21 protein-coding genes are annotated in these 25,365 nt (G+C 50.1%); 1 reads left to right on the top strand and 20 read right to left on the bottom strand.

Annotated features, from left to right (window positions below; genetic code table 11):
* Window positions 1–4: 4 nt before the first annotated feature.
* The 13 genes from JOE45_RS01495 to leuC all read right to left on the bottom strand — a co-directional run bounded on the left by JOE45_RS01495 (window position 5) and on the right by leuC (window position 16,952).
* Window positions 5–514, bottom strand: a complete 510-nt coding sequence (locus tag JOE45_RS01495; RefSeq protein ID WP_210021864.1) for a GbsR/MarR family transcriptional regulator — start codon at window positions 512–514, stop codon at window positions 5–7.
* 211 nt (window positions 515–725) lie between these two features.
* Complete coding sequence (locus JOE45_RS01490; RefSeq protein WP_210021865.1) at window positions 726–2,900, bottom strand: hypothetical protein; 2,175 nt, start codon at window positions 2,898–2,900, stop codon at window positions 726–728.
* A gap of 45 nt (window positions 2,901–2,945) precedes the next feature.
* Window positions 2,946–4,421, bottom strand: a complete 1,476-nt coding sequence (locus tag JOE45_RS01485) for an ABC transporter substrate-binding protein (protein ID WP_210021866.1) — start codon at window positions 4,419–4,421, stop codon at window positions 2,946–2,948.
* Window positions 4,422–4,480: 59 nt separating this feature from the next.
* A complete protein-coding gene (locus JOE45_RS01480) occupies window positions 4,481–5,362 on the bottom strand; it encodes an ABC transporter ATP-binding protein (RefSeq protein WP_210021867.1) in 882 nt (293 codons plus the stop codon).
* Window positions 5,363–5,366: 4 nt separating this feature from the next.
* The gene (locus JOE45_RS01475; protein WP_210021868.1) at window positions 5,367–8,297 is read right to left on the bottom strand and encodes an ABC transporter permease; all 2,931 of its coding nucleotides are present in this window, start codon (window positions 8,295–8,297) and stop codon (window positions 5,367–5,369) included.
* Window positions 8,297–9,367 carry an efflux RND transporter periplasmic adaptor subunit gene (locus tag JOE45_RS01470; protein WP_461479642.1) on the bottom strand — a complete coding sequence of 357 codons (1,071 nt, stop codon included), beginning with the start codon at window positions 9,365–9,367 and terminating at the stop codon, window positions 8,297–8,299. The genes JOE45_RS01475 and JOE45_RS01470 overlap by 1 nt, the downstream gene beginning before the upstream one ends.
* The gene (locus tag JOE45_RS01465; protein WP_210021869.1) at window positions 9,360–10,223 is read right to left on the bottom strand and encodes an ABC transporter ATP-binding protein; all 864 of its coding nucleotides are present in this window, start codon (window positions 10,221–10,223) and stop codon (window positions 9,360–9,362) included. The genes JOE45_RS01470 and JOE45_RS01465 overlap by 8 nt, the downstream gene beginning before the upstream one ends.
* A gap of 332 nt (window positions 10,224–10,555) precedes the next feature.
* Window positions 10,556–11,236, bottom strand: a complete 681-nt coding sequence (locus tag JOE45_RS01460; protein ID WP_210021870.1) for a DnaD domain-containing protein — start codon at window positions 11,234–11,236, stop codon at window positions 10,556–10,558.
* 21 nt (window positions 11,237–11,257) lie between these two features.
* A complete protein-coding gene (gene asnS, locus JOE45_RS01455) occupies window positions 11,258–12,556 on the bottom strand; it encodes an asparagine--tRNA ligase (protein ID WP_210021871.1) in 1,299 nt (432 codons plus the stop codon).
* A 72-nt stretch (window positions 12,557–12,628) separates the two neighbouring features.
* Complete coding sequence (locus JOE45_RS01450) at window positions 12,629–13,843, bottom strand: acetate kinase (RefSeq protein ID WP_210021872.1); 1,215 nt, start codon at window positions 13,841–13,843, stop codon at window positions 12,629–12,631.
* A complete protein-coding gene (locus JOE45_RS01445) occupies window positions 13,840–14,712 on the bottom strand; it encodes a 3-hydroxyacyl-CoA dehydrogenase family protein (protein ID WP_210021873.1) in 873 nt (290 codons plus the stop codon). The genes JOE45_RS01450 and JOE45_RS01445 overlap by 4 nt, the downstream gene beginning before the upstream one ends.
* 204 nt (window positions 14,713–14,916) lie before the next feature.
* Window positions 14,917–15,501, bottom strand: a complete 585-nt coding sequence (leuD, locus tag JOE45_RS01440) for a 3-isopropylmalate dehydratase small subunit (RefSeq protein WP_210021874.1) — start codon at window positions 15,499–15,501, stop codon at window positions 14,917–14,919.
* A gap of 32 nt (window positions 15,502–15,533) precedes the next feature.
* Window positions 15,534–16,952, bottom strand: coding sequence for a 3-isopropylmalate dehydratase large subunit (gene leuC, locus JOE45_RS01435; protein WP_210021875.1), 1,419 nt, complete (start codon window positions 16,950–16,952; stop codon window positions 15,534–15,536).
* Window positions 16,953–17,086: 134 nt separating this feature from the next.
* Here leuC and JOE45_RS01430 point away from each other — a divergent pair, with 134 nt between their 5' ends.
* Entirely contained in the window at window positions 17,087–18,016 is a 930-nt protein-coding gene (locus tag JOE45_RS01430; protein ID WP_210021876.1) for a LysR family transcriptional regulator, read from the top strand.
* Window positions 18,017–18,098: 82 nt separating this feature from the next.
* Here JOE45_RS01430 and JOE45_RS01425 read toward each other — a convergent pair whose 3' ends face one another.
* The 7 genes from JOE45_RS01425 to JOE45_RS01395 form a co-directional block, all read right to left on the bottom strand.
* Complete coding sequence (locus tag JOE45_RS01425; RefSeq protein ID WP_210021877.1) at window positions 18,099–19,460, bottom strand: MFS transporter; 1,362 nt, start codon at window positions 19,458–19,460, stop codon at window positions 18,099–18,101.
* Between the two features lie 110 nt (window positions 19,461–19,570).
* Window positions 19,571–19,942, bottom strand: a complete 372-nt coding sequence (locus JOE45_RS01420) for a Rieske (2Fe-2S) protein (protein WP_210021878.1) — start codon at window positions 19,940–19,942, stop codon at window positions 19,571–19,573.
* Window positions 19,942–21,072 carry an amidohydrolase family protein gene (locus JOE45_RS01415; protein WP_210021879.1) on the bottom strand — a complete coding sequence of 377 codons (1,131 nt, stop codon included), beginning with the start codon at window positions 21,070–21,072 and terminating at the stop codon, window positions 19,942–19,944. Before JOE45_RS01415 ends, JOE45_RS01420 begins: the two co-directional genes overlap by 1 nt.
* A gap of 49 nt (window positions 21,073–21,121) precedes the next feature.
* Complete coding sequence (locus JOE45_RS01410) at window positions 21,122–21,472, bottom strand: Rieske (2Fe-2S) protein (RefSeq protein ID WP_210021880.1); 351 nt, start codon at window positions 21,470–21,472, stop codon at window positions 21,122–21,124.
* Complete coding sequence (locus JOE45_RS01405; RefSeq protein WP_210021881.1) at window positions 21,469–22,590, bottom strand: amidohydrolase family protein; 1,122 nt, start codon at window positions 22,588–22,590, stop codon at window positions 21,469–21,471. Before JOE45_RS01405 ends, JOE45_RS01410 begins: the two co-directional genes overlap by 4 nt.
* 80 nt (window positions 22,591–22,670) lie before the next feature.
* Window positions 22,671–24,113: an aldehyde dehydrogenase family protein gene (locus JOE45_RS01400; protein WP_210021882.1), complete on the bottom strand. Its 1,443-nt coding sequence runs from the start codon at window positions 24,111–24,113 to the stop codon at window positions 22,671–22,673.
* Between the two features lie 23 nt (window positions 24,114–24,136).
* Complete coding sequence (locus JOE45_RS01395) at window positions 24,137–25,288, bottom strand: iron-containing alcohol dehydrogenase (RefSeq protein WP_280875109.1); 1,152 nt, start codon at window positions 25,286–25,288, stop codon at window positions 24,137–24,139.
* Between the last annotated feature and the right edge of the window lie 77 nt (window positions 25,289–25,365).

The raw sequence follows: 25,365 nt of genomic DNA, 5'->3' as shown, positions 1-25,365 counted from the left end.
AATATCACAGCTGCTCCCTTAACTGGTTCCATTCTTCCTCTATGCCTTCTAGTCGCGACATCACTAGTCGGTACATCGCCGCACTCTCTACAAAACGGCGCTGGGTTACATGAAAAGAAGCTTTCTCCTCCTCCTTCACATCGTCTATTTGAGATAAAATCGTCAGCGTGTCATCCAACTGCTTTGTAATCGACTCCACCTTATGCCGCATCGAGCGCAGTGTGATCAAGCTAAAATCATCGGCGATATGATAGTAGTCCTTACGATCATTGCCGGTAGGAATTTTCTGGCACATACAATGTTTCTCCAAAGCGCGTACCTGGACACTGACAGCGGCCTTCGTTACTCCAAGCTCATCCGCCATTTCCTGCAGGCTCAAGGGCTCAGGAGCAAAAAGCAGCAGCGCGAAAATTTTCCCGACCAATGGGCTGAATCCGTCTGTCTCAAAAGAGAGAGACAAGTGGTTACTTGCAGCTTGCTTCAGTTCAGCAAAGTTTTGCGGCTTAGAATTCATGGTAATCTCCTCGGTTATCTATGTAATTATCGTTAAGAATGTTGTTAACGATATAAACATAAGTTATTCTGAAAAAACTGTCAATCCTTCCAGAACAAAATTAACCAATTGTTCATAAATATCCTGTTTCACCTAAATTAACCGCCCCTGCACAACTTGACAGAGACGGTTTCTATAGCATTATTAAATCAAGGATGAATAATGGCTTTGTTTACTCTACAGTTTCAAACCATTGAATATGTTTTGAGGCCAGCAGCTTTTTTTGACCGTCGAAAGACTCGTAAATATGAAGCTTATAGCCGGAGAGGAACCGGACCAGATAGATGATTTCACTGTCTCCTAGCTTCATCTCCAAATCCTTATGCTTGCCGAGAAGCAGTTTGTCTCCCGCCACCTCGGATGCTTGAGAGCCTACTCCTGTCGATGGTTCAAAAGCAAATTCCTTGGTCAGCTTGACCTTGCCCCCGTCGTCCTCCAGCTCCACGATCAGCTTTCGGTTTTCCATATTCGTGACAAGCAGCATATCCTTAGCAAGCTCATAATCGAACTTAAGCGTCAATCCAGCTCCGTCGATTTTCGTATGAATATTGCCGAGGGACAGAGTATAAGGCGCCAGATCGATATCTTTTAATCGATCCTGGACGGTATGGCTTTCTTGAGGCAGCCAGAATGCCGTTGCATTGACATAAGCATCCGGTTTTTTCCCGATTTCCGTTAGCTTATCCTCCGTAACGGCCTCACCGATCATGATATGCGTACCGGTAATCGGGAATGTTTTTGGTACTTTGCTCGACAGCATCAGGAGCGCCGCACCTCCAGGGCTTACCTTGTTCTTGATTTCTGATACGGTTGCAGGATACATGGTGCCGTCCACGGTTTTGAAGTGGGCTACCAGTTGAGTCATATCGGAGAAGCGCTTTTCCAGGTTTTTAACTTCTATTATGGCCGCAAAGGTGTTGGTCGTTTCGCCGGTGTACGTTCTAACCTCACGAACCTTAAAGCTGGAGCTTCGCCCTACGCTCTTTACGTTATACGTTTGGCCGATGTTGTTATACGTAATGTTCATTAGCTCCGCTCGATGTACGAACTCCAGTAAAGCGCTCGCCTGCGTCGGCCCTCCGTTCTGGGATTCGCTGGAAGAACTCTTTTCCTGCAGAACCAGCTTTACTTCGCCAAATTCGTAGGTATACGGAATTTTCCCGATAAACTGGAACTGCGCCGATGCGTTCGGAGCTAAGCCAATGACTTTATCCGTTTTGATCAGCCTTGCTTCCACTTTCACCGCGTTATCGAGCATAAAGTATCCCGTCATGGCAGGAATCGGGAGCGATTCCGGGCCTTTGTTGGCAAGCGTAAAACCGGCGGTCAGGATGTCCTGATCCTCCCATGGCAGACGCTGAACGGTGTTCAACTGAGCGGTATACGTTCCTTCTTTATTCGAGAAGTTATACTCTTTGCCCGTATCCACACTTTCCGATTTCGACACGTCAGGCAGTGCATAATACGCAATCGGCAGGTTCAGCTTTACATCAGCCGCGTTCTGAACGATCACAAGCTGCCAGCCCTCCAGCTTCACCGAAACGGGCACGGAGCCGGATAGCTCAATCTCTTCGTTCACCTGTGGGTTAATGGAGAGATCCTTGATGCCTTTGGCATCTAAGGGATACATGTAGCCTTCGCTTGAGCGCAGCAAATACTGATACCCGGGTACGACAACGCTTCGTGTGCCTACATTCTCCATATTCAGCACAATCGTGGGAGTGTAATTTTTCTCGTTTTTGCTCAGCAGCACTTTCTTGATTGTCGTTTTGACCGGATTGCCGGTAATCTGGATCGTATGGGCTTCTCCTGCCGCCGTTACAATGCTGTAATTCGCCGGAACGGCCACTTCACCGATTTTGCGCTCGAAGTCCGTCTGCGAGAAATCCCATTTAATAAATTCGAAGATAAGATCGTTCAGCTCCGTCGTTCCATTCACGCTGGCATAGAAGCTAATGTCTTGGCTGGACTTCGGAGTGATCCGGTTCTTGTCTTTATCCTGCGGCAATACGCGAACCGAGATTTGATTACCTGATTTTGTTTTCAGCCGGACCCAATAATCGATGAACAGCAAATCGCTGCTTCCCCCGTTATGGACCGTCACTGTAAACGTAACGGTTTTGCTCCCCTGCTCCGGTAGCATGGTCACATTCTTCAGCTCAAAATAATGGCTGCCGCCGATGTCAACCTTGCCCAGCACCGGTGCGGTTCCCATGGATATTTCGGCGCTGCTCACTGCAGGCGGCGTACCGCCGTCTGCCGCAAAGGCGGGAACGGCGGAGCCGAATATAAGTGCGGTCGCTAGATAAAGGATGCTTGTTTTCGTTCGTTTGCGTTTCGGTTTCATCTGCTGCTAGCCTCCCTGTTGAATTTGCATAGGTTTGACGTGGGATTATCCCAACGGTATCATGCCTGACTTATCCGGCTGGGCATCCGGATTCTCTTTGAATTTCTGAATCATCGCGTCGCCTTCGGTCTGCCACTGCTTCAGAGCCTCGCGAACCTCGAGTTTGCCCTCCATGACTTGTTGGAGCTTTTGGTGGCCGATGCCTTGCACATCATACAATCTCGGGTTTTCAAGATAAAGCTTGTTGTCCTGGAACGGTACCGGCAGTAAAGTAGTGAACGCTTGCTGATTGTACTCTGCTCCGTCTTTTTTCTTAATATATTTTTGCCGGGACACGATATTATGAGCGCTGCTGGCCTTCAGACGTGCCCAATCCTCTCCGTTAATAAACTTCATGAACTTCCAGGCTTCCTCTGCATTTTGAGCTTTCGCGTTGATGGACATAATGCCCTCCATCCCGATATAGCCGCCCATATCAGGTGCTTCTTGATGCACAGGCAGTGTCACAACATCCCACTCGAATGCTGAAAAGCCTTTGTAATGTTCAGCATTCTTCATCGCATTGATTAAACGATCAAGCTCACCATAGTTAATGATAGACATGGCTACGCGTCCCGACAGAAAATCGTCGTGCTGGAACGGATTGTAAGGTTCATTCGGGCTCATCTTCCCGTTCATATTGGACATATCGAAAGGACCGGGTACAAGCTTTTCGGTGTTAATCTGCAGCATCGTTTTCCAAGCGTTCTCCCACTGATCCGAATCGACCGTCATTTTCTCGCCATTGTCATCGAACATTCTCAGCTGCAGAGGCGCTGTGTACAGCTGTGTTGCCCAGGACATATCTCCGCCCATATTGTAAGTGGAGAACGAGAAACCGTACTTTCGGTTTTCACCCTCTCCCTTGGCCAACCGCCGTGCCAAGTCAAACGTTTGTTCCCAGGTCATTTTGTCCGTCGGATACGTTACGCCCGCTTCGTCGAACATCCTTTTGTTGTAAATGACGGCTGACGAGTTGAAGGTTGGCGCGAGCGCATAAATTTTACCTTCACCCGCCTTCTTTATGCCTTCGATCACCGCCGGAACGAAATCGCTGATATCGAATTTGTCCTTTGTAATCAATGGGTCTAGCTGCGTCAGCATATTATTGTTGATTAAATCCGGCATCTGCTCATATCCGATCATGACGATATCCGGCGGATTGTCGCCCTGCATCATTCCCTTCAGCTTTTCCAGCGGATCCTCCGGCTTCTCGCCTCCCTCTGGCTGGCCCCCGTACATATACCGATCGTCTTGCATAGGAATGATTTCGATCGTCACATTCGGATTCGCGAACTCATAAAGCTCGGTAAACCGCTGGCGAAAATATTCATCGTTCGCGGCGTATCCCATCGTAGTAGCGATGCGCAGAGTGCGCTCCGTGTTGTCCGTGGTGTTCGGACTCGTACAAGCTGCAAGTACAGGCGTCATCATACCTACGCTAAGCGACAGCGCCGCAGTTCTTTTCATCCATTTGTTCATACTGAAAACCCCTCCGATTGAATGGTTTAAGATGCATTTCTTTGCAGCTGCACTGCGGTTTAGTCCAGTGATTTTGGGGTTCTGATGATGATTTTCTCCCCATCAAACTCCATGGATGCCTTGCCGTCGATTCCAAGCGCTTGCAAATACGTTCTAGGTATTTGCAGCCTTCCTGCCCGGTCAAGTACCACATACTCCTCATGCACATCATGGATCGTCCCACTGCCAGCGGCAGCTTCGCCTTCGGCTTGATCCAGGTTCGGATTCCGCTTGATGAATTCGGTACTTGTCATACCGTCACGAATCGCAACCACGCGGTCCACTTTGCCGGCCAGCGCCATATCATGCGTTACGATGACGATCGTTACCCCGAGCTCTGTATTGAAGCGGCGAAAGATGTCCATGATCATATCCGACGTCTTCGTATCGACGGAGCCGGTCGGCTCGTCGGCAAGCAGCAGGGATGGCCGATTGGCCAGCGCTATGGCGATCGCAACGCGCTGCTGCTCACCTCCGGAGAGCTGCTGCAGCTTATTGTTCAGCCGATCCTTGAGGCCGACCCATTCCAGAAGCTGCTTGGCGTAAAAGCGGTCATACTTCCCTCTCAGCATCATCGGCATCTCAACATTCTCAAGCGCGGTCAAATACGGCACCAGATTACGGGCATTGTTCTGCCAGATGAATCCGACAGTACTGCGCTTATACTGGACCAGTTCCTCGTCCGTAATTTTGAGCAGATTCCATTCCCCTACACGCACCTGCCCGGCCGAAGGACGATCGAGGCCGCCCAGTATGTTCAGCAGCGTCGACTTACCGCTTCCGCTGTTGCCGATAATGGCCATCATTTCTCCTTTATCTACGGAAATATTAAGCCCCTGCAGCGCAACGACTTCGATTTCGTCGCTCTTATAAATTTTGACGAGTCCATCGCAATGAATCACTGCATCATTTCTCCTCTCCCAGCTTCACGGCCTGATGGACGCGCAAGCGTCTGATATGAAGGAACAGCAATCCCGCACCGGTTAGCATCATGACGGCTACGACGACATAGAGCTGATCGGTATCCCGTGCATCGAATATCACGCGAAACGGAGGCACCTGCGTCTTGATGTTCTCCGCCGTTTGGAGGAAAGGCAGGAACAGGTAACTCGTCAATTTGCCTATGCCCAGCCCCAGCGCAATCGCCAAACCTGCAGTGAACGTCTGCTCTAGCAGAAGCATTCCCGTCAATTGACGTCTAGATAGTCCCATCGCGCGCAATACGCCGAATTGCACCACCCGGCTGGACAAATTGAAAAACCAGTACAGGATGTATCCGATCAGCGATACAAGCACCGAGACGAGGAAGCCAAGGCTCAGAATACCGAACACGCCTCCGCGGGCCGGATGCTTGTTCTGCGAGATCAGCTCGTTGCGGACATCCTTAACGCTCGCAATGTCAATCTTCTTTTCATTGAGCGCTTCAATCAGCGGTGTGACCTTGGCGCCTTCTTCCATTTTCAGCCACACCTCATAAGGCGTTATCGGCGCCTGATCATAAATGTATTCCAGATTCGCGATCATAAAAGGAGTCTGCTCCGGATACTGACTCGGCCAGTAAGGAACAGCAGCCACGACGATGAACTCGACCGGTTGACCGGATAGGGTAATATTCATCAAGTCGCCCGGCTTGATCTGGTGCTTCTCGGCGAACGAAGTCGGTATGATGACCGCTTGTTCGTACTGTCCAAGAAGATTCAAGTAGTTGTTCGGATGCGTAGAGAACAAATCATTACGGAACCACGCCACCCCTGCAAAATCGACGTTATCGATTCCCATCAGCATGCCTTGACCCAACGATTTGCCCGACACAACGACGTTGCTCTTAGAAAGAAGAACGCGCGCCGCATGCTCCACGCCTTCCAGCTCGCGAAACACCTCAAATGGCGGTTCGATATAGCGCATCACCGGCGGGGGCCCCCCCATGCCGCCTCCGGGACCTCCTGGTTGTCCGGGGCCTCCCGGACCTTGGCCCGGATTCGAACCTCCAGGGACTTGCGGACTGCCACCCGAATTGCCCTGTCCTTGCCCTTGACCTTGGCCGCTTCCCGGATTCGGAGCTTGCGGCAGCTCATCGGAGACGGCCTGCCAATCCGCTTTCATCACCACATCCGAACCGTAGGCATACAAAATTCGGTCCGTCGAGTTTAGATCGATCGTCCTCGCGGCCGAAGCGTTATACACCCCTAGCCCCAGCGTCAGGATCAACAGCAGCATCAACGGATAATAAGCCGTAGACGACCGGGACAGCTGCGTCAGCGTCAAGTACACCGGAACAGGCAACACGCGCTTGCCAAGCCAATTACCAAAGCGGAGCAACCATGGAAAAATACGCAAAAAAAACAATCCGAGGCCGATGATCGATAAGGCCGGAATGAAAAACAGCAGCGGATGCACCTGCAGCTGGTCCGTCGTCATTCCCGTTTGTGCAAACAATTCCTGCCGCTGTCCGAACAAGTAATACCCATATCCGACCAAGCACAGCAGCAGCACATCCAGAAACCACTTTTGCCAAAACGGCTTCTTGTCAGAGCGAGCCACCTGTTGTTTATAGCTGACAATCGAGGCTCTCGCGTAGACGATCGCAGGGATGACACTAGCCATCAGCGCGATGATCACCGCAGCCGCTCCGTAGAGCAGCGCCTCCTCAGACACACCGACCGGTACCGCCTTACGATCCACGAAGGTCAGAAAACCGCTGGACGAACCTATGCTCTTGGCCATAAACCAACCGAGCATGGGACCTATGATCATAGCTGTCGCTCCGAGCAGCAATCCCTCCAGCAGATAGATCCAAATAATCTGCCTGGTGCTCCCGCCCCGGCTTCGAATGACGGCAATAACCGTTCTCTGCCGGTCGAGCGACTGCCTGGCATTCATGACGATGTAGTAAAACACCATAGCAATCATGGGAGCCGCCAAGGTGAACAGCAAAATTTGCAGCTGCACACTCTGCACTTTAAACTCCTGCAGCAGAGGAATGAACGATACATCTACACGGGTGTCCTTCAGCTTCTGGTACACCGTAATGTCGAGCCGCTCCAGCTTGCGCTCCAGCGAGGAGATCTGACTCGTTTGGATTTCCCGCAAATCAAAGGCGTAATACCAGTTAGCCAGATTGAGCGGAATCTTTTTCTTCGTTAAAAGCTCGTCATTAAATCCCGTTTCGCTCATAAAAAAGGTAGTGATAAGTCCTTCCATTCCTTGAAACCAGTAGGGATCAACATCATTCTTCGGCTTGAATATGCCCGTGATCTTTACCTTCAGCGGTGCGATGCCGAGTCCGCCGGAAATCGGATAATTAAACACGTCGCCGACGCGCATATCACCGCGAAACATGGCTTCCTCGTGAATAACCGCTTCGATTATGCCTCCCTGAGGATGATCCGAGAACCAATTACCTTGTATCAGCTCAATCTGTTCCTTAAGTCCGTTCTGCGCCATCAGCGTCATCTGCCTGCGCTTGCTCGGATCCACTTTTGTCGGGTCGTCAGGAGAAAGCTGCGAACCTCGAATGGACATACTTCGAACATAGGCTTCATACGGAAACCCGATTTCTTGCGGCAGCTCTTCTCTGATATATGAATCCACATCGGTGAATGCACCGAGATCCGCCCGGTCATTACCGGCAGCTTGATAGCGGATCATCACCGAGCCGGCCGACATCCCCTCGCTTTTCTCCTGCAGCGTCGAGGATACGACCCGTTTCAAAGAGCCGTCCGAATACATCGGTATGCTGGTAGTGAACGCAACGGCCATAATGAGGCCGGCTAACGTGCTGAGCGTAAGCCAGCGCGTGTTCCACATTTTGCGAAATAAAAAACGAATCATCGCCATCAGCGTCCCACTACTTTCTGACCAGGAGTAAGACCCTTCACAATCTCTACATCCGTAGATGTCTGCTGGCCGATTTCCACATCCACTTCCCGTTTGCCGCCTTGCTCATCTACGACCTGCACATAGTTGCGGCCGGCATAGGAGCGAAGCGCAGCAAGCGGAATAACGACCGCGTTCTCCTTACGCTGCGTGATGACCGATACGCTGAGCGGTGTGCCGCGGTTCAGATTCTCCGGGAACGGATCCAATTGGACGATCATATAGTTTTCAATCGAGTCAGGCTCTCTGCCTTGGCCGGCTCCCGGGAACCCGCCGATTCCCCCACTGCCATCGTCCTCCTTCGGGTTCGGCAGCTGCTGCACCTTTCCTTTGTGCTGGCCGGCCGAGTTAATATCTACAACAACCTCCATGCCGACAGCTACCTTCTTCAAATCGTCTGCGCTAAGTGTCGCTCCCACCGTCAGCTGCGACAAGTCGGCGATAGTTGCGACCGCGTCATAGGCTTTGGCCGTATCGCCCTTCTTCAGATAAACGGATACGATTGTCCCCGAGAACGGAGCCGTAAGCGTCGCCCCGGCAATCGTCTTCTCCAGTTTAATCAGCTCTTCCCGCTTCAGCTCAAAATCAATCTTTGCCTGCTCCAGCTGCTCAGCGCTCATCTCGTCAGCTTTGCGCAGCGTCTCTATCATCGTGAGCTCATCTTTGCGTGTCTGCAGCCGTTTTTGCTTTAGCTGACTCTCCAGCTCCGTGACATCCAGTTCGGCGATCACTTGCCCTTGTGTCACTTGATCACCGCTCTTAAGCGTAATGTTCTTGATACGACGGCTGTTCTCATCAGTGAAATACAAGTCTTCCTCCACCGTCGCCATCAGTTTTCCGGAACCGCGTACCTTCGTCTCCAGCGTATCCGTCTTCACCACATACTCCGGTTTCTTGGACAGCTGGGGCGGCTTGACGATAGGCACAATTTCCTCCTCTTCTTCCTTTGGCAGGAGCGAGCAGCCCGAAGAAACCGCTAGCGACGCTGCGATGCATACGAGAAGAAAAGGTTTGGCCGTTCTCTTAACCATTGACAAATTTTCCATCCACCATTTCGAATACACGGTCGGCAACCTCCATTATTGTCGGATCATGTGTAGTCATGCAGATCGTCATTCGTTCCGTACGGATAATGTCCCGAAAGACAGTCATGACTTGAGCTCCCATTTGTGAATCCAGCTCTGCCGTCGGCTCATCGGCAAGCAGCAGGCTGGGCTTATGAGCAATTGCTTTAGCAATAGCCACGCGCTGCTGTTCTCCTCCGGAGAGCTCGAATGGCCTGTGATGCATCCGTTTGCCCAGACCTACGAGCTCCAGGCAGTGCGTCACGCGGGCCTTCCACTCGGATCTTGGCCGGCCGGCCATCCGCAGCGACAGCTCCACATTCTCCCAAGCGGACAAAAGAGGCATGAGTGCAAAGGATTGAAAAATAAATCCAATTTCTGTTTTTCTTATGTACGTCCGCCGATCGTCACTGCATTGATGAATCAAATGCTCTTTAAACCGGATCTCACCGCGATTCGGCAGATCCAGACCTCCGATCAAATTCAGCAGCGTCGTCTTGCCCGAGCCGGATCTTCCCTTCAGCATGACAAGCTGAGTCGGATACAACTCCATGTCAATTCCCTTGAGCACATGCAGCTCTTGTCCTCCGACTGGAAAAGAGCGCTCTACCCCGGATACGGTCAACAGCGGTATGCTCATATGGAGAGCCGGTTCGGATTCCGTACGATTGTCCATCTGGTCCTGTGCCGCAGCGGCGCCCTCAGCTGCTGCCGTCGTGTGCCCGGTGCTTGCTCCCGGGTGCCCGTCCGGCTGTATTGCGGGAGCTTCGGAGTTCGATTCCGTCCGCTTCCCGTCATTATGTTTGCGCAGCCAACGAATCATGTAGGCACTCCTTTCAGCAGTTGCGTCTCTATCAACTGTCAGAATGTGTCTTCCATCCTTTAGACGTTGATGTTCAAAAAAAGGTTACAGAATAGACATCCATTTTTAAAAATTATTTCCAAAGTATGATCGAATGCCTGCTACCCCGCGGGGAAGAGGTCATTCGCCTAAGAATATTTGACCGCGGGATAACCGGACGCTGAAATTATCGTAATCCTTATTCTTCATCAGCCTAATTCATGAAAAAAAATCCCTCGAAGGGAAGGACTTCCATAGTCCTTCCCTTCGAGGGATTTCAAGTTTATTCAATATGTCCTAAGATGCTCTCACGCTCACCGCGCACGGAACTTCTGCGAATGCTCCTTCGCCTGTTCGACGGTTTGGATCCGGTTACGCTGCCATTCCAGCAGAATCCGATCGATGTAACGGAAATGTACCTTGCCCGCGAATACCGCTTCCTTCAAGCCGGCAAGAATGAGCTCTTCGGGATGTCCATCCTTATCGATCCATCCCGAGATCGATTCCAGCTCCATCGGGGTGAGCGGGCGCCCGAATTCATTTTCAAAGATACTAAAAATATCCTTCTTCCCAGATGCCCCGGCACCCATCTGCCTGCGCATTGCCGCGCGCTCCTCCAGCATTTCCTCCAGACGGCACTCCGCCAGCCGTTCCATAAGCGGCTGCCAATTATACTTCTCACTGTGTACGGCAGACAAAGGATCCTTCTCCTCGTCAATTCGCAGCAGTCCTTCATTCAGCAGCTTTTGCAGTACCGCAATCACTTTTTCCTGCGGAATCGCCATCCGCGACTGAATCTCCTCTAGTGTAGGAAAATCTTTGTGCTCCTTCTGCTTGAATGCCATCACGTGGAGAATCAGCATCACATCAGGCTCCTGGAGCCGAAGCTGAGTATAATATCGGAGCAGCCAATACGGAACAGCCACGTTTCCTTCCTGCCATCCTGCGAGCAGCACAGACGGCAGCTCCTTTGCGTCTTGATCGCTACGTCTCATGCGAGCCCTTCCTTTCGGATGTTACGGGTATAAACGGTACAGCAGCCGCGGGAACGGAATCGTCTCGCGAACGTGATCGAGGCCGCAAATCCATGCCACCGTACGCTCCAGCCCCAGACCAAAGCCGGAATGTGGAACAGAGCCGTACTTGCGTAGGTCGAGATACCACTGATACGCTTCCTTCGACAGCTCATGCTGCTGGAACCTCTGCTCCATCAGCTCCGGATCGTCAATACGCTGACTGCCGCCAATGATTTCACCGTATCCTTCCGGAGCGATCATATCCGCGCACAGCACCACTTCCGGCCGTGTTGGATCAGGCTTCATATAGAACGCTTTGATGTCGGTCGGATAATGCGTGATAAATACCGGCTTGTTATATGCCTCAGCAATCACCGTTTCGTGAGGAGCTCCGAAGTCTTCGCCCCACTGGAATTCATGACCATTCTGCTGCAGGAACTTAACCGCCTCATCATATGTAATCCGCGGGAAAGGAGCCTGGATTCCCTCCAGCTTGGACACGTCCCGCTCCAGCACCTCAAGCTCCTTGCGACAGTGCTCCAGCACCGAATGCACAATGTATGCGACGAACTGCTCCTGCACTTCAAGGTTTTCCTCATGCGTCACGAAGGCCATCTCCGGCTCGATCATCCAGAACTCGATTAAGTGACGGCGCGTCTTAGATTTCTCCGCACGGAACGTTGGCCCGAACGAATAGACTCTGCCGAGCGCCATGGCTGCGGCCTCCATATAAAGCTGACCGCTCTGGGTCAGGAACGCATCCTCATCAAAATATTTGGTATGAAACAAACTTGTCGTCCCTTCAGCTGAAGAAGGTGTCAAAATGGGCGGATCGACCAGATGGAACCCGCGCTCGTCGAAAAACTGCTGGACCGCCCGAATGATTTGGGCTCGGATCACCAGAATTGCCCGCTGCCGCGGAGATCGGATCCACAAGTGACGGTGATCCATCAGAAAATCGACGCCGTGCTCCTTGGGCGTAATCGGATAATCGCTCGTCAGTTGAATGATTTCCACTCCAGTAACGGTCAGCTCATAACCGCCCTTGCTTCGGGTGTCCTCACGAACAACACCCGTGATGTACAAGGAGCTCTCCTGCGTCAGCTTCCCCGTATCCTCCCATACCTTCTCATCCACTTCGTTCTTCACAACCACACCTTGAATAAACCCGGAACCGTCCCGCAGCTGCAAAAAGCGGATTTTCCCGCTGGAACGAATATTGTGCAGCCAGCACCCGATCGTTACGGTTTCGTTCGCGTGGTGACCAGCTTCCCGAATCATACATAAATTCCGGCCCATGAAACCATCCTCCCTGCGTTTGGCTATGCTTAGTATATCAATGAACAGACGTTCGGTATAAGCCTTATCTCATTATTCTACATCATTGCGGTGTAAAATCAAACGGTATGTGTCCCGTGCAATGACCAGCTCTTCATTCGTCGGAATGACAAGCACCTGCACCTTTGACCCTGGCGTTGTAATCGCCCGTTCCCCAGACTCCATTCGTTCGTTCGCATGTTCATCCAGCTCGACTCCGAGAAAGCTCAAATTCTGGCAAACATCAGCCCTAAGCAAGGCGGAATTTTCCCCCACGCCCGCAGTAAACACGATAGCATCCAAACCATTCATCGCTGCGGCATAAGCGCCGATATATTTACGCAGCCGGTATTCGTACATATCGAAGGCAAGCCCGGCATTGCGGTCTCCCGCTTCCATCGCCTGTCCAATCTCCCTCATGTCGCTTCCGATGCCCGACATGGCCATGAGTCCGCTATGCCTATTGAGCATGGAGTTCACTTCGGCCAGCGTCAGTTCTTCTTTCGCCATCGCGAACGGCACGATTGCAGGATCGATGTCTCCGCTGCGGGTACCCATCATCAGACCCTCCAGCGGGGTCATTCCCATGCTCGTATCGTACGAACGGCCCCCCATAACAGCCGTACAGCTCGCGCCATTGCCAATATGGCAGGTCACGAGCTTCAGCTCCTTGAGTGGACGGCCTAGTAAAGCCGCGGCCCGCTCGCTCACATAAGCGTGGGACGTGCCGTGAAAGCCATAACGACGGATTTTGTGCTTTTTGTAAAGCACTAACGGAATCGGGTACAAGTAAGAGGATGGCGGCATCGTTTGGTGAAACGCCGTATCAAAAACGACAGCCTGCGGAATGTCAGGGATATTCGCCTCCACGGCCTGGATCCCCAGGATATGTGCCGGATTGTGCAGCGGAGCCAAGTCGAACAGCCGTTTAATTTCGCGTTTGACCTCTTCGTTCACAAGCACCGAGCTGGAGAACGATTCTCCCCCGTGGACCACCCGGTGTCCTACCGCTTCAATTTGTTTCGTAGATTCTAGTATTCCGTGTACCGGATGAACGAGGATGTCCAGCACTTTACGGATAGCCGTAGTATGCTCCAAAATTTCCCGCACTTCGCGGATTTCCTGTTTTCCTGAAGGATCAAAGTACAAAATCGCCGATTCCATACCGATGCGTTCCACTCTACCCTTGGCGAGCACCGTTTCTTCCTTCATATTGTATAATTGAAATTTTAGAGATGAGCTGCCTGCATTAATGACCAGAATGATCATAGACGGTCACCGTCCTTATCATAGCTAAAAAAACCTTGTCCCGTTTTCGTACCAAGATGTCCGGCACGCACCATCTGTTTCAGCAGTACGGACGGACGGTATTTGACGTCTCCGAATTCACGGAACATCCGATCCATAGCCGCGAGCACCGAATCCAGACCGAACCGGTCAGCCATCTCAAGCGGTCCGTAATGGAAATCATACCCGATCCGCATCGCGTTATCAATATCCTCCGCATCAGCCACACGCTCGGACAGCGCATGCATCGCTTCATTAATCAGCACGCAGATTAAACGCGTGGTAACATAGCCCGGCGATTCATACACTTGAATCCCGCGTTTTTGAATCGTCTCTTCCACGAACCTCTTCGTTCGGGTAAAAGTGTCGTCACTCGTTTTGAGTGCTCTCACAATTTCCACCAAATGGATTTTCGATACCGGATGTACAAAATGAAGACCGATCACCCGTTCCGGTGCTTTCGTCTCCGCGGCAAGCTCCGTTAAGCTTAAGGTGGACGTATTGCTGGCCAGAATAATGTGCGGGGGGCAAACGTCATCTAACTGGCCAAGCAGCTGCTTCTTAAGCTCCAAGTCCTCGCTGATCGATTCAATGACCAAATCGCACTCCATCATCCGGTGCAAGTAGGCTTCTTTGTGTATTTTTGATAAAATGATCTTTTTTTCAACGGCAGTAATCGCCCACTTCTCCAGCTGCTTATCCAGACTCACTTCGATTTGCTCTATCGCCTGATCCAGCTTCTCTGGCGTACGTTCGATCAAAATTACATCGAGTCCTTTGCCAGCGAGCATTTCGGCAATGCCTTGTCCCATTGTGCCGGCGCCGACGACCCCGACTTTGCTAACCATCATGGCAAACACCTCTCTATCATGCTCCCAGTGCTATTATATACAACCAAAGAAGGAAATAAAAAATATTAACCAGATTTGTATGTCAAAAAACATCTCCATATGAACCTTTTCACGGCAGACCGTGAAATCACATAAAAAAGCCCGCCAATTCCCGGGATCCGGGTACTGACGGGCTGCATAATGCACAATAGAATGAATTTGTAATTAGTGGGAAGCCTCATAAGCCGTGATTTTAGCTTCATGCTGCAGCGTCAGGCCGATATCATCGAGCCCCTGAAGCAGGAATTGACGACGATGCTCATCCAGATCGAAGCTGATGGAGAGACCTTGGCTGTCCTTGATCGTTTTGTTCTCAAGATCAACGCTCAGTTGGTAGCCTTCGTTCGCTGCGGTACGTTGGAATAACTCCTCTACCTGCTCTTCACTCAGCTGGATCGGCAGAATGCCATTCTTAAAGCAGTTATTGTAGAAAATATCGGCATACGACGGCGCGATCACTACTTTGAAGCCGTAGTCTTGAATCGCCCATGGCGCGTGCTCACGGGAGGAGCCGCAGCCGAAGTTGGCGCGGGAGATCAGTACGGACGCGCCCTGATAACGGGGCAGGTTCAGACTGAATTCCGGAATGACGGCGCCTTGCTCGTCAAAGCGCCACTCATAGAATAGAAATTGACCGAAGCCCGAGCGCTCGATGCGCTTCAAAAATTGCTTAGGAATAATAGCGTCTGTATCCACGTTTACGCGGTCCACCGGACCGACCAGGCCTGTATGCTGTTTAAAAGCTTCCATGTCGTTAAACTCCTCACATGAGAAAATTGATCTTAAGCTTCTTGCTTCACTTTGAATTTCCAGTCGCGCACATCCGTGAAACGACCTTCGACCGCAGCGGCTGCCGCCATCGCCGGAGAAACGAGGTGTGTACGTCCGCCGCGACCTTGACGACCTTCGAAGTTCCGGTTGGAGGTCGATGCACAGCGCTGACCCGGTTGAAGCACGTCAGGATTCATCGCCAGACACATGCTGCAGCCCGCATCACGCCACTCAAATCCGGCTTCAGTAAAGATTTTATCCAGTCCTTCTTGTTCCGCTTGCGCTTTGACGCGGCCCGAACCCGGTACTACGATGGCGGTTACGTTCGAAGCCACCTTATAGCCTTGCGCCACTGCCGCAGCTGCACGCAGGTCCTCGATCCGACCGTTCGTACAGGAGCCGATAAACACATAATCAATAGCGATCTCCGTCATCGGCGTACCCGGTGTGAGAGCCATATATTCCAGCGCTTTCTCAGCCGCTTTACGCTCGTTCTCCGTTGCAAAATCAGCCGGGTTCGGCACGCTAGCCGTAACATCCGTACCCATACCCGGGCTTGTACCCCAGGTTACTTGAGGAATCAGGCTAGCTGCATCGAATTCCACTACGCGATCGTAAACCGCACCTTCATCCGTAGTCAGCTGTTTCCACTGAGCAACCGCTTGATCATATGCTTCACCTTGCGGTACATAATCACGACCGCGCAGGTATTCAAACGTTGTCTCGTCCGGAGCGATCAGACCTGCTCTTGCTCCCGCTTCGATGGACATGTTGCAGACGGTCATACGTTGTTCCATGGTCAAGCCGCGAATCGCTTCGCCAGTGTACTCAATAACATAACCTGTAGCGAAGTCAGTACCGTATTGAGCGATAACGCCAAGAATCAAGTCTTTCGCCGTAACGCCCGGCTTCAGCTTGCCGTTGATGCGTACTTCCAGCGTTTTCGGTGTCGATTGCTGCAAGCATTGCGTTGCAAGCACGTGTTCTACTTCGCTGGTACCGATTCCGAAGGCCAGCGCGCCGAACGCACCATGCGTGGACGTATGGCTGTCGCCACACACGATCGTTTTGCCCGGATGCGTCAGTCCAACTTCAGGACCCATAACGTGCACAACGCCTTGATCGATGTGGTTCAAGTCAAACAGCTTTACACCGAAATCAGCACAGTTCTTGGAAAGCGTGTCGATCTGCTGCTTGGAGATCGGATCGGTAATATTGAAACGGTCTTTCGTCGGGACGTTGTGGTCCATCGTCGCGAACGTCAGGTCCGGACGGCGTACTTTGCGGCCGGAGATGCGAAGACCTTCGAACGCCTGCGGGGAAGTCACTTCGTGAACCAAATGAAGATCGATGTAAATAATGCTCGGCTTACCCGGCTCCGAATGAATGACATGGTTATCCCAAATTTTTTCGATAATAGTTTTTGCCATCGGTTCCACCTCAATATCAATATGATGCATCCTATGCGTAATATCGTACCATTTCCATCTTCATTGATCCAAGATATAATATCTATAGGATTGATAGGTTTTGATTATAAGGAACTATAAAGGAGCCGCTACTCATGGAACTTCGTCAACTGCAATATGCGCTGCAAATCGCCATAGACAAAAACTTTTCACGAGCCGCTGAAAAACTGCACATTGCCCAGCCCTCGCTTAGCCAGCAGTTGTCCAAGCTGGAGAAGGAAATCGGCGTGCTTTTATTTCAGCGAACCACGAACTCGGTAGAAGCCACACATGCCGGAACAGTGTTTGTAGAGAAAGCGCAAAAAATACTCGACATGGTCGAGCAGCTCAAAAAAGAGATGGAAGACATCTCACAAATGCGTAAAGGCAGGCTGGTCGTCGGCAGCCTGCCGATTACGGGCGCCCATGTGCTCCCCTTGGTGCTGCCGGTATTTCAGGCACGCTATCCGGAAATCGACATCGTCCTCGTGGAGGAGACGACATTCAATCTCGAACAGCTCACGGCAAGCGGAAAAGCCGATATCAGCCTCCTGTCATTGCCGCTTATCGATGATGCGCTTGATTATGAGGCGGTTATTGAAGAAGAAATCGTGCTTGCCGTTCCCAAGACTCACCCGTTAGCCCGTCATACGGCCGATGGACATGGAAACGTGATCGATATTGCCGAACTACGAGACGAACCTTTCATTACTTTAAAAAGAGGACAGGGCTTCCGACAAATTACGCTCAACTTATGCCAGAAGGGCGGTTTTACACCGAATATCGTGTTCGAGAGCAGCAACATCGAAACCGTCCAGTCGCTTGTCGCCGCAGGAATGGGCATTGCTTTTGTGCCGCATATGGTATCCCGGGGACGTTGGAGCGAGCTCGCTCCGGCTTACCTTCCACTGTCGTTCAGGCCGACAAGAACGCTTGTCGTCGCTTACCGTAAAGGCAGGTATTTATCGAAAGCGGTTGTCGCCTTCATGGAAACGTTTCGAGATACCATGAACACCGAGAACGCCAAAAACCGGTCAGATAATTGACCGGTTGAACGATACATCAAATACAATAGTAGGATCGAAAAAAAGCAGCGCGACGCGTTGATGATAAGCGATAAATTAACCTTTAACCCTTCTGCGCCTCACCCTGAGGTATAAGAATAAATTCTTTTTCTTCTTCTTTACTTTCAAAATCGTTACTCTCAAAATCAAGGTCTTTGGTTTCTCGCGTACTGATAATTGCGAAAAGTGAAAGTGATCCGATAAACATCATGTAGACCGCAACAGGCATCCAGGAATTGTTAAAACCGTTCATCAGTGCAGTAGCAATCAGCGGAGCGGTACCTCCTGCCAACGCAGCCCCTAATTGATAGCCGACGGTTACACCGGTGTACCGAACGTTCGTACTAAATATTTCGGAAAACAACGTCCCAAGTACAGCCGTAACCGGGGCCCACAATACGCCTAAACCGATGATTGTCGCTATCGTTAACCATAGGGTCGAGCCTAACGAGAGGATATAGAAGTAAGGAAACGCATACAATATAATCGCAATCATTCCCCCGATGAATAAGGGTTTTCGTCCCACTTTATCGGAAAAAGACCCCATAAAAGGAATCACGATGGTTGTAATTAACGTTCCGATAGTGACGGCATTAAGCACAGGTGTAGTTGAGAATCCAAGGTGCCCCGTAGCGTAGGAAATAATGAACGTCGAGAAAATATAAAACGGAGCCGTTTCTCCGGCTTTTAGCCCCACGGCAATAAGTACAGATTTCCAGTGGTAACGGAAAGTATCAACAATCGGAACCTTAGCAATGTTGCCGCTCTCCTTTGCTTCTTGAAACGCAGGGGTTTCATCAATTCCCTTACGGATCCATAACCCGAGGAGAACGAGCACGGCACTTAAAATAAACGGAACGCGCCAGCCCCACGCTAAAAACTGGTCGTCGGGCAATGCCGTCATGAGGGTAATGGACAAGGTACCGAGAAGCATTCCGATGGTAACACCCATTTGAGGCACGCTTCCAAAAAAACCTCTTTTCCCTTTAGGTGCGTACTCAACTGCAAGGAGCAAAGCGCCGCCCCATTCTCCTCCGATTCCAAGCCCTTGTATAAGCCTTAGAGTAATAAGCAAAATCGGCGCCCATATACCAATCGTTTCATAAGATGGAAGCAATCCAATCAAGACCGTGGCGCCGCCCATTAATCCCAATGTGAGGACGAGTGTTTTCTTCCGTCCAATTTTATCCCCGATATGGCTAAAAATAACGCCGCCAAGCGGGCGAATAAAAAACGGAAGGGCAAACGATGTATAGGCGAGAAGCAAGCCCACTACAGGATCTATCGTTGGAAAAAATATTTTATTGAATACGAGTGCTGCAAGCGTTCCATAGAGAAAATAGTCATACCACTCAATAGAGCTTCCTATTAAACTCGCTACAAGTGCTTTTGTTGATGTTTTTTTTGATTCCTGCTGTTTTTGCATGAAAATTGTCCACCCCTTTTAGACTACCCCTGATCTGAAAATATCAAGGGTAGTCTATGATTTAAATTCAATCACACATCTAGTCAGGATCGGCCGACTTTAGGGTTATACTAAAGATGGATATATACATCTTGATCTTCTATGGAAACATCGTAGCGTTCCACGGTTACTTCATAGCTCTTCGTTCTCATCTTCGGATCAATGACCATGCAGCCCGTTTTAATGTCGAATTCCCATTGGTGCCAGGGGCAACGTACAATCTCGCCATCACGTTCGTACTCAAAGCTGCCTGTACCCGAAGAGGTAATGAACGCTGCCGTAATACCGGTACAAAGGGCCGCTCCCTGATGCGGGCAGGTGTTGCGGATGGCATAAAATTGTCCCCCGATGTTATAAACACCAATGCTTCGTCCGTCCGCTACAACAATCTTTTTATCTCCTTCAGGAATCTCGGATGCCTTACCAACTAGAAAACCGGACATCACCTCGCACCTTCCTTTCCCGCTCCTCTTGCCGGCAGGCTATATAAATCAGCCGCATTTTGATAAAAGATTTTCTCCCATAATGAATCTTCCAATTTGGGAAACGCACGCAAAGGTGAATCAAAATCCCAATGCGGGTAATCGCTGCAAAACATTAAGGTTTCATTAGCATAAACAGAGTTCATCATTTGATTGAAAGTCTCTGGATTCGGCGTCGGCTCAAGCGGCTGTGAGGACACTCTCACGTTGCTGCGGAAATATTCACTCGGCTTTTTCTTCACCCATGGCGTTTGGAAGCGCAGCGCTTTCCAATCCTCGTCCATCTTCCATAAATATGGCGCAATCCAAAACACGCCTGCCTCCTGAAGAACGACCTTCAAGGTCGGGAATTTTTCAAAAACGCCTTCATAGATGAAGCTGGCCAGGTGCGCCGCCATCACCATCGGTCTACTAGCCCGATACTCAGGGTAATAGCTAACGTAACCAGCGCCGGTGTTAGGTCCGTTAATGCCAACCCCTTCCATCAGCACATGAATCGTAAAAGGAAGATTATGCTCGACGCATGCCTCGTAAATCGGATGATAGTACCTATGCCCGTATGGTTTTTCAGCCCCGCTGGACACGATGACTTGTACCATGTCCGGGTGTGAGCCAACACGGTGAATCTCTTTTGCGGACTGCAGCGGATCCTGCTTAGGAATAAACACGGATCCTTTCAGCCTGCTCTCCTTCGCAAGCCAATGCTCCAATGTATATTCATTAATCGCGGAGCTGACCGCTGCGGCGTAATCCAAATCGGGCGACGCTTGACACGAGTAATCACTACCAGTTAACACCCCATAGTCGATTTGATATCGATCCAATAGTTGTTCTCTCATGAACTGCAGGTCGCTTCCGGGGAAGCCTCCCCCAGGGGGAGTGGAGTCAGTCATCTGACCCACCTTAACCCCTCCGTTGAGATATAATGAGCCCGGGAGCCTCCATCCCCACAAATCGATCTGATCACGGTAAGCTCGAGGCAAATAGCGCTTGATCTCGTCAAGCGGAGTATAATTATGGATGTCGACGTCAATAATACTTCGCTTCATTTTGATTTTCGGTTCCGCTATCTTAACTTCGGTTACTTCCATTCATTTTCACTCCTTAGATCTATTTAACCTTTTACTTGTCCCTGCAATATTAGATGTGTACCACAATTCTGTCCTCTTCAACGGATACATCGTATACCTTTACCCTATACCTGTCCGGGTCCACAAGCGACTCCCCTGTTTTCACATTGAACTCCCATCCATGCCAAGGGCAGACCAGAATTTCTCCTTCCATTCCATAGATGTATTCATGCGGCTTCGAAGTCAAAGTGGTTCCCGAAAAATGTCCTTTACATAGTTCGGCCTGTTCATGCGGGCACACATTGCGTATGGCATGATAATTCTCACCATCGTAATAAATCCCGATGCTTCGTCCATCGATGTTTACGATCTTGCATGTTCCGATTTCAATTTCTCCAACTTCGGCTGCATTGTATTTCATCCCACCATGTCACCTTCTTCTTTCCTGAGATGATCATCGTTTATTCCATAAAGCTCAGCGGCATTCTCATAGGCTACGCGTCTGCGCATATCCTCGGGCAGTTTATGGAGGACAAAGGTTGGCGTATCATTGTCCCAATGCGGGTAATCGGTTGCAAACATCACCGTTTTTTCTGCGCGCATCATGCTGAGCATTTGGATGAGCTCCTGATTACTTGGCTCCTCGATCGGCTGTGTTGTAAAACGACAATGTTCAATGATATATTCGCTTGGTTTCTTTCGCAGCCACGGGACTTCGTTTCTCATGGCCCTAAAATTTTTGTCCATTCTCCACATCAAATGCGGAACCCATGCTAAACCTCCCTCAATGAAGGCGATTTTCAACGATGGAAAGGTTTCAAACACACCCTCGCAAACAATACTGTTTATCTGAGACATATGATGAATCGCCAAAATATTATGGCGTTCAAAATTCGTTGTTGGGTAACCTACTGCCGAAATGGGAGGATTGATCCCGTCCCCTTCGCCGCCGCCGTGGAACGCAACAACCAGGTTGTTACGCACCGCAGCTTCGTATATCGGATAAAACCGGCGTTGTCCGTAAGGTTCTCGTGACGAGACTGCCATAATGACCTGAACCACTTTCGGATGCGAACCGAGGCGGTCGATTTCCTTTGCTGCCAGAAGCGGATCCTGAGTAGCCACGAGAATGGACGCCAGAAAGCGATCATCCGCTGGTATCCATGTGTCGAGCGTATAGTCGTTGAATGCCGAGGCCACAGCTGCTGCGTAATCCGGGTTATTATGCGCGGATACGGTTAGCAGGCTGCCTGTAAGAATCGCTTTGCTGATGTTATAGCGATCAAGCGCATCGGCCTTTGCATATTCCGGGTCGGAACCGGCAGGAAGCCCGTTGCCGGGCGTTGCATCTCTCCGGGACAACGGAATAGGTTTAAAGATCGTGATAGGCAATGTAGCTTCAGGGGCGCTCAACCTGGGCCACCAGACTCTGGGAAGATAAGGCTTTAGATCGTCAAAGCTTTGTAAGGTCTGGTGAAAATCACAATCGATAATTCCATGCTTTAACAACGGCTTTGATTTTGCATTGGAGGTAATCATATGGTTCAACCTTCCTTTTATTAAAATTTTAAAGATAACCCAGACACAATAATTGCGATTTAATCATCTCCGAAACCGTATTAGATCCGGTCCTTATACACGGTCTTCACCTGCGTATAGAATTCGATAGCCGTCTTGCCCTGTTCTCGGGAGCCTGTACTTGAATTCTTGCAGCCGCCGAACGGGACCTGCGGCTCCGCGCCCGCCGTTTCCGAATTGACGTGCACGATACCCGCTTCGATGTCATCAATAAATCGCTCCGCCAGCGTCAAGTTGTTCGTACAAACGGCCGCACTTAGGCCAAATTCCGTATCATTAGCGATTTCTATCGCTTCATCGTAATTCTTTACCTTAAGGAGCGCTATGACGGGCCCGAATATTTCTTCGCGTGCAATTCGCGCATCACGTGACACATTCTCGAATACGGTCGGCATCACATAAAAGCCGTCTGCAAGCGACTCATCCGTCGGCCGTTCTCCTCCACATAGCAATGTTGCTTCCGCTTTCCCCGCTTCGATCATGTCGATCACGCCATCGAGCTGTGTTTTGGATACAGCAGGCCCCATGAAGACGCCTCCCCCCAACGGATTACCCACTTTCAGCTGCTTTGTACGTTCGACTAGCCGGTCGCGAAAGGCTTCATAAATCCCTACCTCCACAATGACCCGGCTCGTTGCCGTACATTTTTGCCCGGTGGATTTAAATGCACCGCTGATCGCGATATCCACTGCTTTCTCCAAGTCCGCATCGGCCAGCACAATAAGCGGATTTTTGCCTCCCATCTCCAATTGCACTTTCTTGCCTGAAGCCGTTGCCTGACCCTGAATCTGCTGACCCACTTGATTGGAACCGGTAAAGGAAATCGCTTTAATGTCTGGATTCTGAACCAATTCCGTACCTATGACAGAACCTCTGCCAAATACACAATTGACGACGCCTGCCGGCAGTCCCGCTTCATCCAAAGCACTTATGATATGGTACACGCATTTTGGCGTAATGTCGGCCGGCTTAATCACGACCGTATTTCCATAAATAAGCGCAGGGGCCATCTTCCACACCGGAATCGCAATCGGAAAATTCCATGGGGTTATTAGTCCAATAGGACCAACTGGTACACGCGTGGTATACAAGAATGTCTCCGCATTGGCGGAAGGAAACACTTCACCAATCGGCTGCCGGGCTTCCGCCGCATAATATTCAAGAATACTAATGGCGCGCCGTGTCTCACCCATACCCTCTTCCAGTGTTTTTCCTTCTTCTAACGTTAAATCCCGACCGACTTCTTCGACTTTCTCTTTCAAGATGGCTGCTGCTTTCATCAAAAATGACGCTCGCTGTTGAAACGAAAGCTTCTTCCATGAAGAAAAGGCCTTCTTTGCCGCTGCCGCCGCTTCCTGAACATCTTCTTCCGCACTTGATGGAAATTCTCCCAAAACCTCTTGATTATGCGGACTCAAATTTAATTTGTACTCCCCTGAAACCGGTTCTTTCCATTGCCCGTTAATGTAGTTTAAATAACGCATATTTTTCCTCCTCTGATGATCTTTCACTCGATAAATCCTAGCGGGCTTTCCCCGTACAACGATTTTTTATAGATTTGTTCAACATCTTTTTTGGCTACCCTTCTAGGGTTAATGGCGATATTACCGCTTTTGAATGTATCCTCAATCATGCGTGGGATCAGTTCTTCATTGACTCCCAGTTCTTTAAACGATTTTGGAATGCCGAGCTGATGATTTAATTTTATTACCTCCTTGACTGCCGCCATGGCCGCAGCCATCTCATTCTCCTGTCGGGAGATTCCTAATGCATCGGCAACTAACGCATACCCATGTGGATTGCCTACCAAATTAAAGGACATCACATAAGGTAATAAAACAGCATTGGCTACACCATGCGGAACACCGGCAAAACCGCTGACAGGGTGGGACATGGCATGAACTAAACCTAAACGCGATACGGTAAAGGCGATACCTGCCAAGGTGCTGGCATATAACATCCGGCTAAGATCGGTAATGTTTCCGTTCGCTGCCGCAGGCCTCAAGGATGTACTAATAAGACGGATCGCCTCCAAAGCGCATGAATCCCCATACCAATTTTGAATATTGTTCGTTAAAGCTTCGATGGCATGAGTTAATGCATCCATACCGGTCGAAGCAACTAGATGAGGAGGAAGACTAAGAAGTAAATTCGGATCCAAAATAGCCACTTTAGGAATAATGTACGATGATATAATAGGCCGCTTAAAATGATGTTCATCTGTGACAACCGTTACATTCGTTACTTCAGATCCCGTTCCGCATGTAGTCGGTATAGTAATCAGCGGTGGAAGCGGATTTTGGATTTGATCTATTCCCGTAAAGCTCATAATGGGTTCCGAATTGGTAACCAAGATCCCGGCTGCTTTGGCGGTATCAATGGAGCTTCCGCCTCCCACCGCCAAAATTCCGTCGCATTGTTCTGCAATATAAAATTCCTTCGCCTGTTCCACACACTCTATATTAGGATCTGGCAGCACTCTATCGTATAACGCAAACTGTATATTGCTTTCAGTCAAACTTTGAGTCATTTTTTCCAACAAACCAGACTGTATAATTCCACTATCCGTAACAATCATTACCCTCCCACACTTTAGTGAATAAAATTCACTACCTATTTGCATGCTGCTGTCTATTCCGAATTCTATTCTCACTGGCATAAAAACCGAGGACAATATCATCCACTCCTTTTTGATTTGAATCCGATTAGATTCTTTATTTATTCCTGTCAAACGAT

The organism is Paenibacillus sp. PvR098, from assembly GCF_017833255.1.
GTDB lineage: Bacteria > Bacillota > Bacilli > Paenibacillales > NBRC-103111 > Paenibacillus_G.
The sequence above is the reverse complement of the archived record's forward strand: the minus strand, read 5'-3'. Positions and strand labels throughout refer to the sequence as shown.